The sequence below is a fragment of the Cyclobacterium amurskyense genome, from assembly GCF_001050135.1.
In the GTDB taxonomy this organism is placed as follows: domain Bacteria; phylum Bacteroidota; class Bacteroidia; order Cytophagales; family Cyclobacteriaceae; genus Cyclobacterium; species Cyclobacterium amurskyense.
In genome coordinates this window covers 5,236,392-5,250,645 of record NZ_CP012040.1, presented here as the reverse complement: position 1 = coordinate 5,250,645, position 14,254 = coordinate 5,236,392, and the positions used below count along the sequence as shown (strand labels likewise).

Genomic DNA, 14,254 nt, shown 5'->3' with positions numbered 1-14,254 from the left:
TCAGTTGCCTATATCGCATTTTTATTTACTTAAGCCCTTATTTTTTTATTGCGTTAATTAATCGCTGATTTAGGGCTACATAGTCAGGGTTTCCGGCTTCTTCAGCCATTTCCATTGATTTCTGAGCCGCTGCGATGGCTTCCCTTGTATTACCCAATGCAGCTTGAATTTTTGCTTGGAGGTGAACCGTGTAATATTTGGGATCTGTTTCAACTGATTTTGCTACCCATTCACTGGCTAAACTAAGATCTTTACCTTGGGTATAGTAATAATTGGCAGCCTGAAATAACAATCCCGGATCATTGGTTTCTTTATCGATTAGCAGGCTTGTTATTTGACTCATAACCACACGATCCACTTCCATTTCTATTTTGAAGTTTACTGTGGTCTTGTCCCAGGAGAGATTAAATTGAGCTCCGGAATCTGTCAGGTCAGAAAAATGAATTTCCATTGACTCAACAGGCTTTTTAAGCTTATTAACTGGGACATTTATTCTCAGTGCATCATCAGATGGATCATAACCCATTGCACCCCATAATTCTGTATTGTTAGAAAAGATAATTGTCCACTCTTTTTTCTCAGGAATGGAGTAAATGGCATATTTACCAGCTTTCAAGGTTCTTCCATTTACCTTAATATCCGTATCAAATTCTATTGTAGTAGGATTATTTGCTCCTGTTCTCCATACCTTACCAAAAGGGACCAATTCCCCAAATATCTTTCTGTCTTTCTTACTTGGACGAGAATATTCGAGATGTAGTGTAGTGAGCCCTACCTGCTGAGATATTTCACTATTTGGGCTTGCCTGAGGCATTTTTATCTGAGCAAAAAGATTCAAATTAACAAGCGAAAAAAGTCCAATTAGACAAATGATATTCTTTGTTTTCATAGATATTATAATTAGATTGTATTAAAGCTTATCTGTGAGTAAAAAGGGCTTACTGAACAGGTAATAATTTTATTTAAGCGGTTAAATCACCTATTTGTAAAGATAAGGAATTTGTTAGAAAATATTTATCAACCCCCATTATGTTGCTTGGCGTATCCTCCTCCTGATACATCATATACAAAGCGTATATAAAAGCATTAGTTAAATTCAACAATCCAAAACCAATTAACTCTTTATATGGCATTAGCAATTGTTGCGCCAAATAAATCTGAAAAAGAGCTTAATGCCTGGAAGGGCATTTTTCTTGAACTAGCACCAGATATCGATCTTCAAATTTATCCAGAGATAAAAGACAAGGCGCTTGTGGAAGTAGTTGTATTGTGGCAACATCCTAAAAATATTCTCAAGGAATTTCCAAACCTAAAATTAATTTGTTCAATGGGTTCCGGTGTAGATCATATCATGTCGGATTATTTCCCTGAAAATGTTCCTATTACAAGAATTGTTGATCCCCGCCTTACCTTTTCCATGACCAATTATGTAGTGATGGGAATTCTCAATTATCACCGGCAATTTAAAAGATACTTGATAGATAAAAAGACCAAAACCTGGGACATGACCCAACCGGAAATTCCCATTTCGGTGGGAGTAATGGGAGTAGGTGAACTGGGAGGCGATGTGTTGGATAAGGTCAATGCTCTTGGGTTTCCATGTTTTGGATATGGTAATTCACCCAAAGCATCTTTTAGGTATCCCTACTACTATGGGGACCAAATTCAGGATTTTTTGGATCAGGTAAATATCGTCGTTTGCCTTTTGCCTCTTACGTCGAAAACAGAAGGGTTTTTGAATGCGGATCTTTTTGCCAAGTTTAAAGAAGGTACTTACCTTATTAACGTGGCAAGAGGGAGTCATCTGGTGGAAGAGGATTTAATCCCTGCCATTAAATCAGGACGTATCTCAGGTGTTTTACTGGATGTTTTCAGGAAAGAGCCTTTGGATAAAAATCACCCATTTTGGGAACAAGATGAGATCATGATCACTCCCCATATTGCCAGCATTACTAATTATAAGGCTGCTGCTCCTCAGATAATTACCAATTATAGAAACCTAAGTAAAAATATGCCTTTAATTAATGAGGTAAGTGTAGAACAAGGTTATTAAAATTAATTTTTGACTATGAAAAATTATACCATTCTTTGTCCAATAGACTTTTCAGAATCTGCCTTAAACGCAATTGAATATTCGGCCAAATTAGGAGAGAAGTTGGGCGCAGAATTAATTATCTTCCACGTCCCTGACAAGGAAGATTATCAAAAATTATTTCCATCCAAAGCACTTGAAGACAGCTTGCCTGCTGCAAGAAAAAAACTTGAAAACCTGGTTAAAGTTGTACAGGAAGAAAGTATTGATAAGGGCTTAGTTTCTTGTCGATCACTTATTATGGAAGGAAAAACTGTAAAAACCATCCTTGATTATTCAGAAAACAATAAAATAGACCTCATAGTAATGGGGACTGAGGGGATCAATGAATTCAAGAATAATTTCATTGGAACCAATTCCAGCAGGGTAGTACAAGATGCCAGTTGTGATGTGTTTATTATTCCTAGAAAGGTTTTCTTTAAACCTCCCAGAAAACTTGTGTACGCCACTGATTATCTGGAAGAAGATAAACTAGCTATACAGAAAGTAGTACAAATTGCTCAGTGTTATTCTGCCGAAATTGACGTGGTCCACGTAAGCTCGAAATCAAATTTAATAGACAAAGCCCAATACGAGTATTTAAAAGAAGAATTGGCTCCTTTTATTAGTTATGAAAAGGTGAATTATGTTTTAAAATCCTACCGTGATGAACCTGCATTGGGCTTGGAAAATTATTTGATTACTTCCAGAGGAAATATATTATTTACCCTCAGCAAAAAGAAAAGTTGGTTTGAGAAACTCTTCACCAATAATCTTTCGAAGAAAATGTCCTATTTTATTAATAAACCCCTTTATGTAATCAAGAGCGTTTAAATTTTGTCTTTATAAAAGATATAAACTCAGCTCTGGTTTCTTTATCTGTAAATACGTTTGTTAATACCTTAAAATAGGCTTTTAAGTTGAGCCCTTCTTGTTCTTTAATTGGCTCTTCGATAGTGTTTTGAGGAGCATTATCAATTTTGGGAAGCGCCGATTCATTGCTTTCAGGGGCTTGGTAACCAGTAAGTTTGTCTGCTATGGAATAACTTTGCTTGGATTGCTCTTTATACCCAAGTTTTTCTTCTACAATTCCTTTATTGTTATGCGCCACAGCATCTTCTGGATCTAGTTCTATGGCTTTTTCATAGTCGGCTATTGCTCCGTTGAGATCGCCAATTCTATCCCTAAAATAGGCCCTGCTTGAATAGCGGTAGGGATTGTTTGGATCAAGGTTTAAGGCCTGGTCAAACGCTTCCTTGGCTTCATGGTTGCGATCCAATAAGTGTAATACCACTGCTTTATCTGAAATATAGGTGGTATTGTAAGTGTCTAATTCAAGCAGTGTGTCAAAATCCATTAAAGCTTCTTCCAAAGCACCAAGTCTGGATTGAATACGCGCTCTGTAATGCAGGTAAGCAGGAACTTTCCCTTCCTTTACGATTAGCTGGTTAAATACAGCCAAGGCTGCGTCAAATTTTCCTTCTTTGTAGAATGAGATGCCTGTTTCTATAGTTTCCACCTTAAATTTGCTTTAGTGACATAATACATACAAAAGTAATGAAGGTATTGTTTCAATCAACAGTTAATAATCCTTTATTCTTTTTATATTTGGCCTGTTTTAATTTCATTTTTAAACCAGGTATGCCCAGTAAACCGGAAAGTATTTTAAAAGATCTGGAAGCAAATAAATTTGCACCTATTTATTTCCTTCAGGGTGAAGAGCCTTATTTCATTGATAAAATTACGGGTTTTATTGAAAACCACGCTTTGGCTCCTCAAGATCGTAGTTTTAACCAAACGATAATGTATGGAAAAGATGCTACAGTAGCAGCCATTCTCAATAATGCCAAGCGCTTTCCTATGATGGCTGATAGGCAGGTCGTCATCGTTAAAGAAGCCCAAAACATTCCAGACCTTGGAAAAGAACTAGGGGATCAGCAGTTAATCGCCTATATTAAAAATCCGTTACCTAGTACAATTCTGGTTTTTGCCCATAAATACAAAGTTCTGGACGGACGTAAAGCCCTTGCAAAAGAGCTGGACAAAAAAGCCATTCTGGTAAAGTCAGATAAAATCCCTGAATATAAATTGGCTCCTTATATAGACCAATATGTGAAATCAAAGGGACATACCATCGAAACTAAGGCTTGCCAGATTCTAGCCGAATCCATTGGGAACAATATGGAGGTGCTGACCAATGAAATTGATAAAATGATTATTAATTTTAATGAACCTGAGAAAATTAACGCAGGGCATATTCAGCAATTCATTGGCATTAGCAAAGACTTTAATAATTTCGAGTTAACCAAAGCCATTAGCTATAAAGACATATTGAAGGCGAATACCATCATTAACTATTTTGGTCAAAACACCAAGTCCCATCCCTTAATACCCATACTGTCACTTCTTTACATCCATTTTTCCCGACTTTTATTAGTCAAAGCCAATAAAAACTTAGGTGAACGGGAGCTAGCAGGAGTTATTAAGGTAAACCCTTATTTTGTTAAAGAATACACCATTGCAGCTAAAAATTATTCTTTAGGCAAGATTATTGATGTTATTGGATACCTTAAGGAGGCGGACTTACGTTCCAAAGGAGTAACGACTACCAACTCTGTGGATGATAGTCAGATATTAAAAGAACTAATTTTTAAAATTCTTCATTGAGCGCAAATTGAGAATGAGAAAAACATTACTATTTTATGGTTTAACCTTACTAATGATAGGTCAGGTTTATTCCCAATCCAGTTTACATCAAACCAGTCTGGAAGCAAAATTTCAGGATGCACTTGAACTGTTTCAAAAGGACCAATTTTCCTCCTCTAGAGAAGCTTTTGACAGGTTGTCTATGCATCCGGATATCAATGAGAATAGCCGGGCAGTAGCTGTTGCCTATTATAAAGCTTTGTCCTCACTTCGAGGGGATTTTCCTGAAGGTACCTCTCTGATGGATGCTTTTATCCTTGACAATCCCAATGAATCTCTAAGAAATGAAGCAGCTTGGATTCTAGGAAATCATTATTTTGTCAATAGGAATTACAAAAAAGCCATTAGCAATTTTGACTTGCTACGCAATGTGCCGCTTACTACAGATCGACATCCTGAATTTTTTTTTAAGACAGGGTACAGTTATTTTCAGTTAAAGAATTACACCCAAGCTAAAAGTTATTTTGAACGGGCAAAAACCTATAGGAGTCCCTTTTTGGCCAGTGCCTATTTCTATGCAGGATACAGTTCATTTGAACAAGGCGATTTTGAAGCTGCAGCCAAAGACTTTAAGGAAGCAGAAAAATCCAGTGAGTACAGTCTGAAAGTACCTTATATGTTGGCTGGTATTTATTACAGACAACAAAAACTAGATACCTTGATTGAATATGCAGCACCTATAATTAATAATAAGGGGCTCGATAACAGCGAACAAATTCACCTGCTATTGGCAGAAGCCTATTACGACAAAAATAACTTTAGTCAGGCAGCAGTTCACTACATGGCTTTTTGGACTGCCAAGAAAGGAAAGCTATCTAGAGACCAACAATACAAGGCTGGTGTTGCCCATTATGAAAATAAACAATTCGCTGAAGCAAGCCAGTTTTTTAAAGAAGTGGCTTTAGTAAACGATGAATTGGGACATCTTGCCAGTTACTTTTTGGGCTATGCCTATATTCAACAGAAAAACTTACCCTTCGCTGCCAATAGTTTTAATGCGGCTTATAAATTAGACTTTAGACCTGAAATTAAGGAAGAAGCCTTGTTTAATTATGCCAAAGTAAGTTTGGAACTAGGTAAATTTCAGGAAGCGATTACAGCTTTGGATACCTACCTGAATGAATACCCTCAGGGTAGTCAAAAAACAGCCGCTGAGAATTTACTTAGTGATGCCTTAGTCAATACCAATAATTATCTCCGTGCAATAAGTCACATGGAGAAAATGAATAATAAATCGGATAGGATTAAATCTGCTTACCAGAAAGTCACCTTTTATCAGTCAATGACCTATTATAGGGACAATAACCTCAATGGGACACTTAGGTTATTAGACAAGTCACTTCAATACCCCATAGACAAGTCCTTGCAATACCAGGCGCAATACTGGAAAGGTGAAGCCAATGCAGCTAGTAATAAGGATAAAGTAGCGATTCAAGCTTATGAAAAGTTGATTAGCATGAATCCACCTTCTATGGACCCAAGTCTTATCCGAACTCATTATGGATTAGGCTATGCCTATTTCAATGACGGCCAATATGACAAAGCTGAAAGACAATTCAAGAGCTATACTGACAAATTAAAGAATAGTAGTGACAAGCAGCATTATGATGATGCTTTTATAAGACTTGGAGATACTTATTACGTGCAGAAAAAATTCACTGATGCTGCCAACGTTTTCCGAAGAGCGGTAGCTGAAAATAATGCTTACAGCGATTATGCCTATTTCAGAGGAGGAGTAGTGGCGAATTTTCAGAACAATAACCGAGAGGCAATCAGGCAATTGGATCAAGTGATAAACAACTTTCCAAATAGCTTGTACATGGAAGATGCCTTGTACCAAAAGGCTCAAATTCACATGGAAGAGTTGAATTATGGCCAAGGTAGAGATGTCTTTTCAAAACTAATTAGTAATAAACCTAACAGTCCTTTCATTCCTTTTGCCTTGGAAGGGAGAGCCGTTGCTAATTATTCTTTAAAAGACTACGACAAAGCCATAGAAGATTATAAAATGATCTTGGATAAATATCCGAATGCTGAGAATGGAGAAACCGCATTGGTTGGTTTGCAGGAAAGTTTGTCTTTACAAGGAAGGTCACAAGAGTTTTCCACCTATTTGTCGGGATACCGCAAGTCCAACCCAAGTAATAATAACCTACAAAATGTAGAGTTTGAAGCTGCAAAAAGTTTGGTATTCAATCAGTCATACAGTCAAGCACTTACTGCCTTACAAAATTTCATCAGGAACTATCCCAACTCAGCTCAACTTCCTGAAGCCAAGTATTATTTAGGCGATGCTTATTTTAGACTGGGAGACAATGCCAAGGCCTTGTCTATTTACTACGAGTTAGAAAATACTAGTGATAACAACCTAAAAAGTAGGGTATTCCAAAAGCTTGCGCATATTGAATTTGGCAATGGCAACTATTCCAAAGCCATACCTTATTATCAGTTTACGGCCCAAAATGCCCGAAGTAAAGCGGAGGAATACGAGGCTACCTTCGGATTGATGCAAGCTTATTTTGAAACCAAAGCTTATAAGGAGGCCATCAGGAGTGCAGACAAGATTCTTGAATTAGGGAACATCACTGTTGATTCTGAATCCAACGCTTTATTGATCAAAGCTAAATCCCTTGAAAACACCAATGCAGTTGACCAGGCTATGCTGGTGTACAAGCAGCTTATGGAAAACCATAAAACTGAACAAGGAGCAGAAGCACTTTATAAATTGGCTTTGAGACACTATGAAAAGGGTGAATTTTCGCTCTCTAATGAGTTGATTTTTAATAATTCACAACCTTTTACTCAATACGCCTATTGGTACGGAAAGCAGTTTATTGTGCTAGCACAAAATTACATTTCCATGAATGAAAAATTTCAAGCGAAAGCTACTTTAGAATCCATTATAGAAAATGCTTCGGATGACACTGTCAAGCAGGAAGCAGAATCTTTATTAAAAACCATCAACTTAGCCAATTAATGAAGCCTATAAAATATTTATTAACTGGACTGATGATAGTTTCTGGGGCTGTCCAGGGAATTTCTCAAGAAACCGCAGAGCCCCAAAGAGGTGAAATCAGGGATACTGAATTTATTATCAGGAAAGACAGGGTATTAAGCCTACCTCGTCAATTGAGGGTATTTGAAAAAAGCCCTGCACTTCCTCCTGTATCTACTTCAATCAATTACAATTATCAGGTTAAAAACTTTGATGCCACATTGGCTCCAGTTGACATCAAATTTCAACCATATGAGAAATCTTTTCCTAAGCCAGATAATGACCAAACCCAGGCAATAGTAAAACTAGGTTATGGAAATTATTCTTCTCCATTGATTCAGGCAGATTACCATAACATGAGCAATGATGATTATACCTATGGGGCTCATTTTAAACATCAGGGATTCTATACAGGCCCTGTAGATGGTATCAATTCAGCGGAAGACCATACGGATCTATTACTTAATGGAAGTCTTTACAGGGATGATTTTGAGGTTTATGGTAGGTTGGGTTATGAACGAGACATGCATCATTTTTATGGGTATACAGTAGATCCAGAAAATTTGGTAATGCAAGATTCTATCCGTCAGGTTTTGGGGACAATCAAAGCCATGGCGGGTTTAAGAAGAGTGGAAAGGACAGAGCCTTTCGATTATGAGGCCAATGTTGCATTGCGCTTGTTCAATGACCGGTTTGATGCCAAAGAAAGTGAAGTAGTTGTAAGAGCAAATGCAGGTTTTAGGGCCAACGATTTTCTTAAGGGAGGGATAAATAGTCTATTGGCATTTACTTCTCCAAGTGATATCTATTATGATGATATTCAAAGAAATTACTTTAAGCTTCAACCGTATGTGCAATATGCCAAAGATGCTTTTAAGATTAAAGTAGGAGCCAATGTTATCCAGGAAAACGATATAGTACCTAATAAAACGAAGGAATTTCATGTTTATCCTTTATTGAACTTGTCCTATCATGTTGTTCCTGAGTTGGGGATTTATGGTTCTTATGAAGGAGATGTTATAAGAAATACCTATTACGATTTTATTCAAGAAAATCCATTTTTGGGGCCTTCTGAAAACCTGAAGAACACAATTAAGAATTTTCAGATTGATGCAGGGATCACAGGAAAAGCCAATGACCAGGCCAATTATAAGGTAGGGTTTAAATATGGAGACTTTACGAATATGCATTTCTATGGCAACAATGAAATGGACAGTACGAGGTTTCAACTTATTTATGACAATAATTCCAAAGTATTGGAATACCATGCCTCTCTCGATTATACTTTTGATGAGTGGTATCAACTTGATGCTTCTGCGCATTTTTACCAGTATACTTTGGATGAAATTGATGCAGCATGGCACCGTCCTGAGTGGGAGGCCAAGTTAAACAACACCTTTACACCGGATGAGAAGTGGCTTATTCATGCGAATATTAATGCAATGGGTGGAATAGATGTAATAAATTTAGCTTCGGATAGCCAAAGAAAACTTGGAACAATAGTGGATCTTCAAATAGGAGCAGACTATTCGTTTACCAATAGGATTTCAGCCTTTATTTATGGCAATAATTTACTCAATCAGAAATACCAGCGATTTAACAACTATCAAGTTCGTGCCATTCAAGTAATAGGAGGCGTTGGGTTTAAATTTTAAAAAAATGGTAAAAACCAATAGGAAAATATTGGTGCTAGATTTTGAAATTTTATAAAAGGATTGGCGGAATTATTGGTAGCAATATTGGCGATTTGCTGGTTTTGCTTTAGCTTAGTGGATTAAAATAACAATTTTTAAGATGTCTGAGAAAAATTCCAAGGATCAAAATAGCCAATCCGATAATGATGAGGACTTTGGACTGCCTCCGGTCAATGTAACGCCATTGGAAGGTGGTGCAGCTGCGAAGGCTGGTTCAGGTACAGTTGGTCAAAAACCTGCAGGTGAATCAAATAATAATCCACCTGCAGAAAAGGAAAAAGACAACACCCTGCCTGTCTTTCTTATCATTCTTTTGTTTATACTTGGTTTAGGTTTTGGCCTTTATTATTACGGCGTATTTGATACCTTTAATAAAGAGGCTACTCCTCAAAAAGCAAAAACTGAATTGCCCACTAATCCTGTACCAGTCATGCCCGAACCTGAGGTGGAAGCTGTAGTCGAGGAACCGGTGGCAGAACAGGAAAATACCCCTACACTTTTGGAGATCAACTCCAGAGAAAACGCACCGAGATATTTTTTGGTTGTTGGAAGCTTTATAGATGATGATCTAGCAAGAGATTATTCCAATAAACTCAATAAAGATGGAAAGAGTACGTTTCTCATACATCCCTATGGAAAGATCCATTATTATCGACTGGCAGTAGGTCAGTTTGAAAATGTAGACCTTGCTTTAGAAGCTATGGAGGAGGTCCAGGGAAATTATGAAGAAAACTTATGGGTTTTGAAATACTAATATGATCTTACTACAAACTTTGTCAACTAATGACGGCCTTCAGGCTGTAGATTCTCTTGCCCTCATGGAAGGGGCAGGTACCAACGATATTGGTCTGTTGGATTTAATGATCAAGGGTGGCTATATGATGATCCCCCTTTATTTACTTTTTATCCTAGCCATTTTTATCTTTATTGAACGGATGATCACCCTAAAAAAGGCTTCAAAAACCCCTAAAGGGATGATAGATCAGGTGAAAATGATGGTACAGAGTGGCAATATAGAACAAGCCAAAATGGTTTGTCAGGGTGAAGAAACACCTGTTGCCCATATGATCTCAAAAGGTTTGGAAAGGATAGGTAGTCCGCTCAAAAATATAGAGGTGGCCATAGAAAATGTAGGGAAAATTGAAATATATAAACTGGAGAAAAACCTTAGCCTAATGGCTACCGTATCTGGAGCTGCACCTATGATAGGTTTCTTAGGTACTGTAGCAGGTATGATTCGGGCATTTATTGGAGTGGCTCAAGAGGAGGGAATGGTTTCACCAAAACTTCTTTCTACCGGTATTTATGAAGCCATGATTACCACTGCCACAGGTTTAGTGGTAGGTATAATTGCTTACCTAGGTTATAATTACCTGGTTACTAGGGTTTCAAAACTCATCCATAATATGGAGTATACCACAATTGAGTTTATAGATCTTTTACAGGATAAAAAATAATATGGCACTGCAGTCAAAAAATAAAATAGAAGCTAGTTTCAGCATGTCCTCCATGACTGATATTATATTTCTGTTGCTTATATTTTTTATGCTTACTTCCTCTTTTATTACTCCCTCGGGGCTTCCGGTTAACTTACCTTCCAGCGAAAGCTCAGACATAGTAATGCAGGAAGTTACTGTAAGTGTAACCAAGGATCTCAGGTTTGCAGTAAATGACAAGCAAGTTTCGAGGGATGCCATTAAAGGTGAATTGACTGCCTTATTGAAGGAAAACAAGGGGTATGTTGTTTTGCATATAGATAAAGAAGTACCTGTGGAATATTTGGTGGAAATAGGAGGCATTGCTGCCAGCCTTGATGCCAATGTAACCATAGCAACACAACCGTTTAAGTAAGCGATGGAAATTTGGGAAGACCATAAAGCAACAGCTGAAAATAATCGAAAAGCAATACTCATTACGCTTATTATTAATGTGTTGCTTTTGATTGGTTTCTATTTTATTATGGTGTGGAAGCAGCCAGTACCTCCCATGTCTCAATTTGGGCTTGAATTGAATCTTGGTTTTTCTGACGTTGGTTCGGATTCGAAGCAGACCGAAACACCACCTTCTCCAAGTCAAGAGCAAACTACTGAGGCAGCAGCACCAGGTGATCCTGCACCGCAAGTGACTGAAAATGTAGCACCTGTAACACCTCCAAAGTCCAATCCTGCACCCGCTGAACCCAAAAAGACACAGCCTAAGATTGAGGCAGTTGCCAAAACACCCAGTCCTGTAAAAGCAGAGAAAAAAGTGGTGGAGAAGGTAGAAAGTCCCAAAGAAACAACGCCAAAGGAGACTGTACCTGTTAAGAGTCAGCCTGAAAAAGAACCAAAGCCTGAAAAGGTAGAAAAACCTCAACCTACAGTAGACCCTAGAGCCATTTTTGGTGCAGGAGGTACCAAAGGAACTGCCCAGCAACCTAATGCAGGGAGTAGTCAGGGAAACAGCTCACAGGCTGGGGATGAAGGCAATCCACAAGGCACCATAGATGGAAGATCTATATTGCAGTCAGGTAAAGGCAATACCGGTGATGGTGGTGGATATAATCTGGACCTCGCAGGTTGGGATTTTGCTTCCAAACCCAATATCCAGGATAGGCTTTCCAATAGAAATGGGAGAATCGTTTTTAGAATCACAGTGAACGACAATGGCAGAATTGTGCAAGCCATTCCCCTGGAATACAATGTAAGCAATGAAGTGCTAAATTATTACCGAACGGTAGTGAATGGATTGTCCTTCAAGCGTCAAAGTGGTAACTCTACCGCAGAATATTCTCAAGGAAGAATCACCTTTATCATCCGAGTAGATTAATTGACTTCAATGAACTATCAGTCCTCTCTGGAATTTTTGTTCCAGGCTCTTCCTATGTTTCAGCGTGTTGGTGCTTCTGCTTTTAAAAAAGACCTCAGCAATACCTTAAAGCTTTGTGCACACCTTGGCAATCCTCAAAATAAATTCAAAAGCATTCATATAGCAGGTACCAATGGTAAAGGAAGTACAGCTCATGCCTTGGCTTCCGTTTTGCAAGAAGCGAGGTATGTTACGGGTTTATATACTTCACCACATCTAAAATCATTTAGGGAAAGGATAAAAATAAATGGTATAGAAATACCTGAAAGTGAGATCGTAAATTTCGTAAAGGCCCATAAAGTCTATTTGTTGGAATTGAAGCCTAGTTTTTTTGAAATGACTGTAGCACTTTCTTTTGATTATTTTGCCAGGATGGGCATTGATTATGCAGTGATTGAAACCGGAATGGGAGGAAGGTTCGATAGTACCAATGTCATAAATCCCATTTTGAGCATCATTACCAATATTGGATTTGATCATGAACAGTTTCTAGGTGATAGCCTTGACAAAATTGCATTTGAGAAAGCAGGGATAATTAAAGAAAAGGTTCCCGTAATAATTGGACAAAGTCAGGCCGCTACCACAGAAGTATTTCAGAATAAAGCATTGGAAAAAGTAGCTCCTATCACCTTTGCTGATCAATCTATTCATGCCCGGTTCAATGGATACAGCGAGGATTCAGATGGGAAAAATCGGGTAGTTTATGAGATTGAAGGGACTTCTTCCTATATTAAAAAAGTACATTTGGATCTGTTAGGAAATTATCAATCCAAAAACTTGCCAGGTATATTGGCTTCCATAAACATTTTGAAATCACAGGGTTTGCTCATTGATCAAAAACAGCTGTTTGCTGGCTTGGCCAACATTGTCGCCAATACGGGATTAAAAGGAAGATGGCAAACCTTGTCCACAAATCCATTAACGATCTGTGATACAGGTCATAATATAGATGGGATCCAAGACATTGTTGCACAATTATTGACATTGAAAAATGATCAGCAACTTTATATGGTCCTCGGAATGGTTAAAGACAAAGCCCATGATAAAGTTTTTGAAAAATTACCGAAAGAGGCAAGGTATGTATTTTGCGAAGCCGATCAACCTCGATCAATGCCTGCAGAAGCGCTTAAAAACCTAGCTGCTGGTTTTGGTTTAAAAGGAACGGTGGTAACAGAGGTCAATGCAGCATTGGCTTATGCTAGAGGAAAAGCAAAACCAGAAGATCTAATTTTTATTGGAGGAAGCACCTTTGTGGTTGCAGAAATAAACGATTTATAGAAAATGGGAAGAAATAAACTTGAACGGTTCAGGCAAATCGAAGAAAACACCAATGTGATTCAGCCTGGCAAAGAAATCTTTGAAAAAATCAAGGGGAATTGGAAAGCTGTTCAGTTTCAAAATGAAGCACCTTTGGTGGTTGAGTTGGCCTGTGGCCGTGGGGAATTTACGGTAGGTCAGGCCAGGGTTGAGCCTGAAAAAAATTATGTAGGAGTAGATATCAAAGGAGGTAGAATCTGGAAAGGCAGTAGTATAGCCATTGCCGAAGGTTTGAAAAATGTGGCCTTTTTGAGGACTCAGATAGAACTGATTGAGGCTTCTTTCGAAGTAGATGAAATTGACGAACTATGGATTACCTTTCCTGATCCCAGGCCAAAAGATAGGGATGAGAGAAAAAGGCTTACCGCACCGAAATTTTTGGAAATGTATAAAAAAATCATGACCCCGGGAGGCCATGTTCATTTCAAAACGGACAATACTGGTTTATATGAATATACTTTTGAGCTTTTGAATAGCAGAGAGGACATAGTCATTTTCAAAAACACCAGGGACTTTTACATGTCAGAATGGAAAGAAAATCACCACGGCATCATGACTCGTTACGAGAAAATGTTTATGGAGAAAGGGGAGACCATCAAGTACATTGAGTTTGGTTTTAAATAA

13 protein-coding genes are annotated in these 14,254 nt (G+C 38.0%); 11 read left to right on the top strand and 2 right to left on the bottom strand.

What is annotated here, in order from left to right; genetic code table 11:
• Positions 1–37 precede the first annotated feature (37 nt).
• Positions 38–889 (bottom strand): DUF2911 domain-containing protein, encoded by an 852-nt coding sequence (locus tag CA2015_RS20975; protein ID WP_048643671.1) that lies wholly within the window; start codon positions 887–889, stop codon positions 38–40.
• A 237-nt stretch (positions 890–1,126) separates the two neighbouring features.
• Here CA2015_RS20975 and CA2015_RS20970 point away from each other — a divergent pair, with 237 nt between their 5' ends.
• Both CA2015_RS20970 and CA2015_RS20965 read left to right on the top strand, forming a co-directional pair.
• Positions 1,127–2,053, top strand: a complete 927-nt coding sequence (locus CA2015_RS20970) for a 2-hydroxyacid dehydrogenase (RefSeq protein WP_048643670.1) — start codon at positions 1,127–1,129, stop codon at positions 2,051–2,053.
• A 15-nt stretch (positions 2,054–2,068) separates the two neighbouring features.
• Entirely contained in the window at positions 2,069–2,905 is an 837-nt protein-coding gene (locus CA2015_RS20965; RefSeq protein ID WP_048643669.1) for a universal stress protein, read from the top strand.
• Here the strand turns inward: CA2015_RS20965 and CA2015_RS20960 are convergent.
• Positions 2,892–3,590, bottom strand: coding sequence for a tetratricopeptide repeat protein (locus CA2015_RS20960; protein ID WP_048643668.1), 699 nt, complete (start codon positions 3,588–3,590; stop codon positions 2,892–2,894). The two genes, CA2015_RS20965 and CA2015_RS20960, sit on opposite strands and share 14 nt — an antisense overlap.
• 122 nt (positions 3,591–3,712) lie before the next feature.
• On the opposite strand from CA2015_RS20960, the gene holA reads away from it, so the two are divergent.
• The 9 genes from holA to trmB all read left to right on the top strand — a co-directional run bounded on the left by holA (position 3,713) and on the right by trmB (position 14,254).
• Complete coding sequence (gene holA, locus CA2015_RS20955) at positions 3,713–4,738, top strand: DNA polymerase III subunit delta (protein WP_048644668.1); 1,026 nt, start codon at positions 3,713–3,715, stop codon at positions 4,736–4,738.
• Between the two features lie 13 nt (positions 4,739–4,751).
• Entirely contained in the window at positions 4,752–7,754 is a 3,003-nt protein-coding gene (locus CA2015_RS20950) for a tetratricopeptide repeat protein (RefSeq protein WP_048643667.1), read from the top strand.
• Positions 7,754–9,427, top strand: a complete 1,674-nt coding sequence (locus tag CA2015_RS20945; protein WP_048643666.1) for a TonB-dependent receptor — start codon at positions 7,754–7,756, stop codon at positions 9,425–9,427. Before CA2015_RS20950 ends, CA2015_RS20945 begins: the two co-directional genes overlap by 1 nt.
• A gap of 139 nt (positions 9,428–9,566) precedes the next feature.
• A complete protein-coding gene (locus tag CA2015_RS20940) occupies positions 9,567–10,220 on the top strand; it encodes an SPOR domain-containing protein (RefSeq protein WP_048643665.1) in 654 nt (217 codons plus the stop codon).
• Position 10,221: 1 nt separating this feature from the next.
• Positions 10,222–10,923, top strand: a complete 702-nt coding sequence (locus CA2015_RS20935) for a MotA/TolQ/ExbB proton channel family protein (RefSeq protein WP_048643664.1) — start codon at positions 10,222–10,224, stop codon at positions 10,921–10,923.
• A gap of 1 nt (position 10,924) precedes the next feature.
• Positions 10,925–11,317: an ExbD/TolR family protein gene (locus CA2015_RS20930; RefSeq protein WP_048643663.1), complete on the top strand. Its 393-nt coding sequence runs from the start codon at positions 10,925–10,927 to the stop codon at positions 11,315–11,317.
• A 3-nt stretch (positions 11,318–11,320) separates the two neighbouring features.
• Positions 11,321–12,274, top strand: a complete 954-nt coding sequence (locus tag CA2015_RS20925) for an energy transducer TonB (protein ID WP_048643662.1) — start codon at positions 11,321–11,323, stop codon at positions 12,272–12,274.
• Between the two features lie 9 nt (positions 12,275–12,283).
• Positions 12,284–13,591, top strand: coding sequence for a bifunctional folylpolyglutamate synthase/dihydrofolate synthase (locus CA2015_RS20920; protein ID WP_048643661.1), 1,308 nt, complete (start codon positions 12,284–12,286; stop codon positions 13,589–13,591).
• Between the two features lie 3 nt (positions 13,592–13,594).
• Positions 13,595–14,254: a tRNA (guanosine(46)-N7)-methyltransferase TrmB gene (trmB, locus tag CA2015_RS20915; protein ID WP_048643660.1), complete on the top strand. Its 660-nt coding sequence runs from the start codon at positions 13,595–13,597 to the stop codon at positions 14,252–14,254.

Coding starts and splice junctions, on each gene's coding strand:
- CA2015_RS20975 (WP_048643671.1), bottom strand. CDS start 889: ATGAAAACAAAGAATATCATTTGTCTAATTGGACTTTTTTCGCTTGTT.
- CA2015_RS20970 (WP_048643670.1), top strand. CDS start 1,127: ATGGCATTAGCAATTGTTGCGCCAAATAAATCTGAAAAAGAGCTTAAT.
- CA2015_RS20965 (WP_048643669.1), top strand. CDS start 2,069: ATGAAAAATTATACCATTCTTTGTCCAATAGACTTTTCAGAATCTGCC.
- holA (WP_048644668.1), top strand. CDS start 3,713: ATGCCCAGTAAACCGGAAAGTATTTTAAAAGATCTGGAAGCAAATAAA.
- CA2015_RS20950 (WP_048643667.1), top strand. CDS start 4,752: ATGAGAAAAACATTACTATTTTATGGTTTAACCTTACTAATGATAGGT.
- CA2015_RS20945 (WP_048643666.1), top strand. CDS start 7,754: ATGAAGCCTATAAAATATTTATTAACTGGACTGATGATAGTTTCTGGG.
- CA2015_RS20940 (WP_048643665.1), top strand. CDS start 9,567: ATGTCTGAGAAAAATTCCAAGGATCAAAATAGCCAATCCGATAATGAT.
- CA2015_RS20935 (WP_048643664.1), top strand. CDS start 10,222: ATGATCTTACTACAAACTTTGTCAACTAATGACGGCCTTCAGGCTGTA.
- CA2015_RS20930 (WP_048643663.1), top strand. CDS start 10,925: ATGGCACTGCAGTCAAAAAATAAAATAGAAGCTAGTTTCAGCATGTCC.
- CA2015_RS20925 (WP_048643662.1), top strand. CDS start 11,321: ATGGAAATTTGGGAAGACCATAAAGCAACAGCTGAAAATAATCGAAAA.
- CA2015_RS20920 (WP_048643661.1), top strand. CDS start 12,284: ATGAACTATCAGTCCTCTCTGGAATTTTTGTTCCAGGCTCTTCCTATG.
- trmB (WP_048643660.1), top strand. CDS start 13,595: ATGGGAAGAAATAAACTTGAACGGTTCAGGCAAATCGAAGAAAACACC.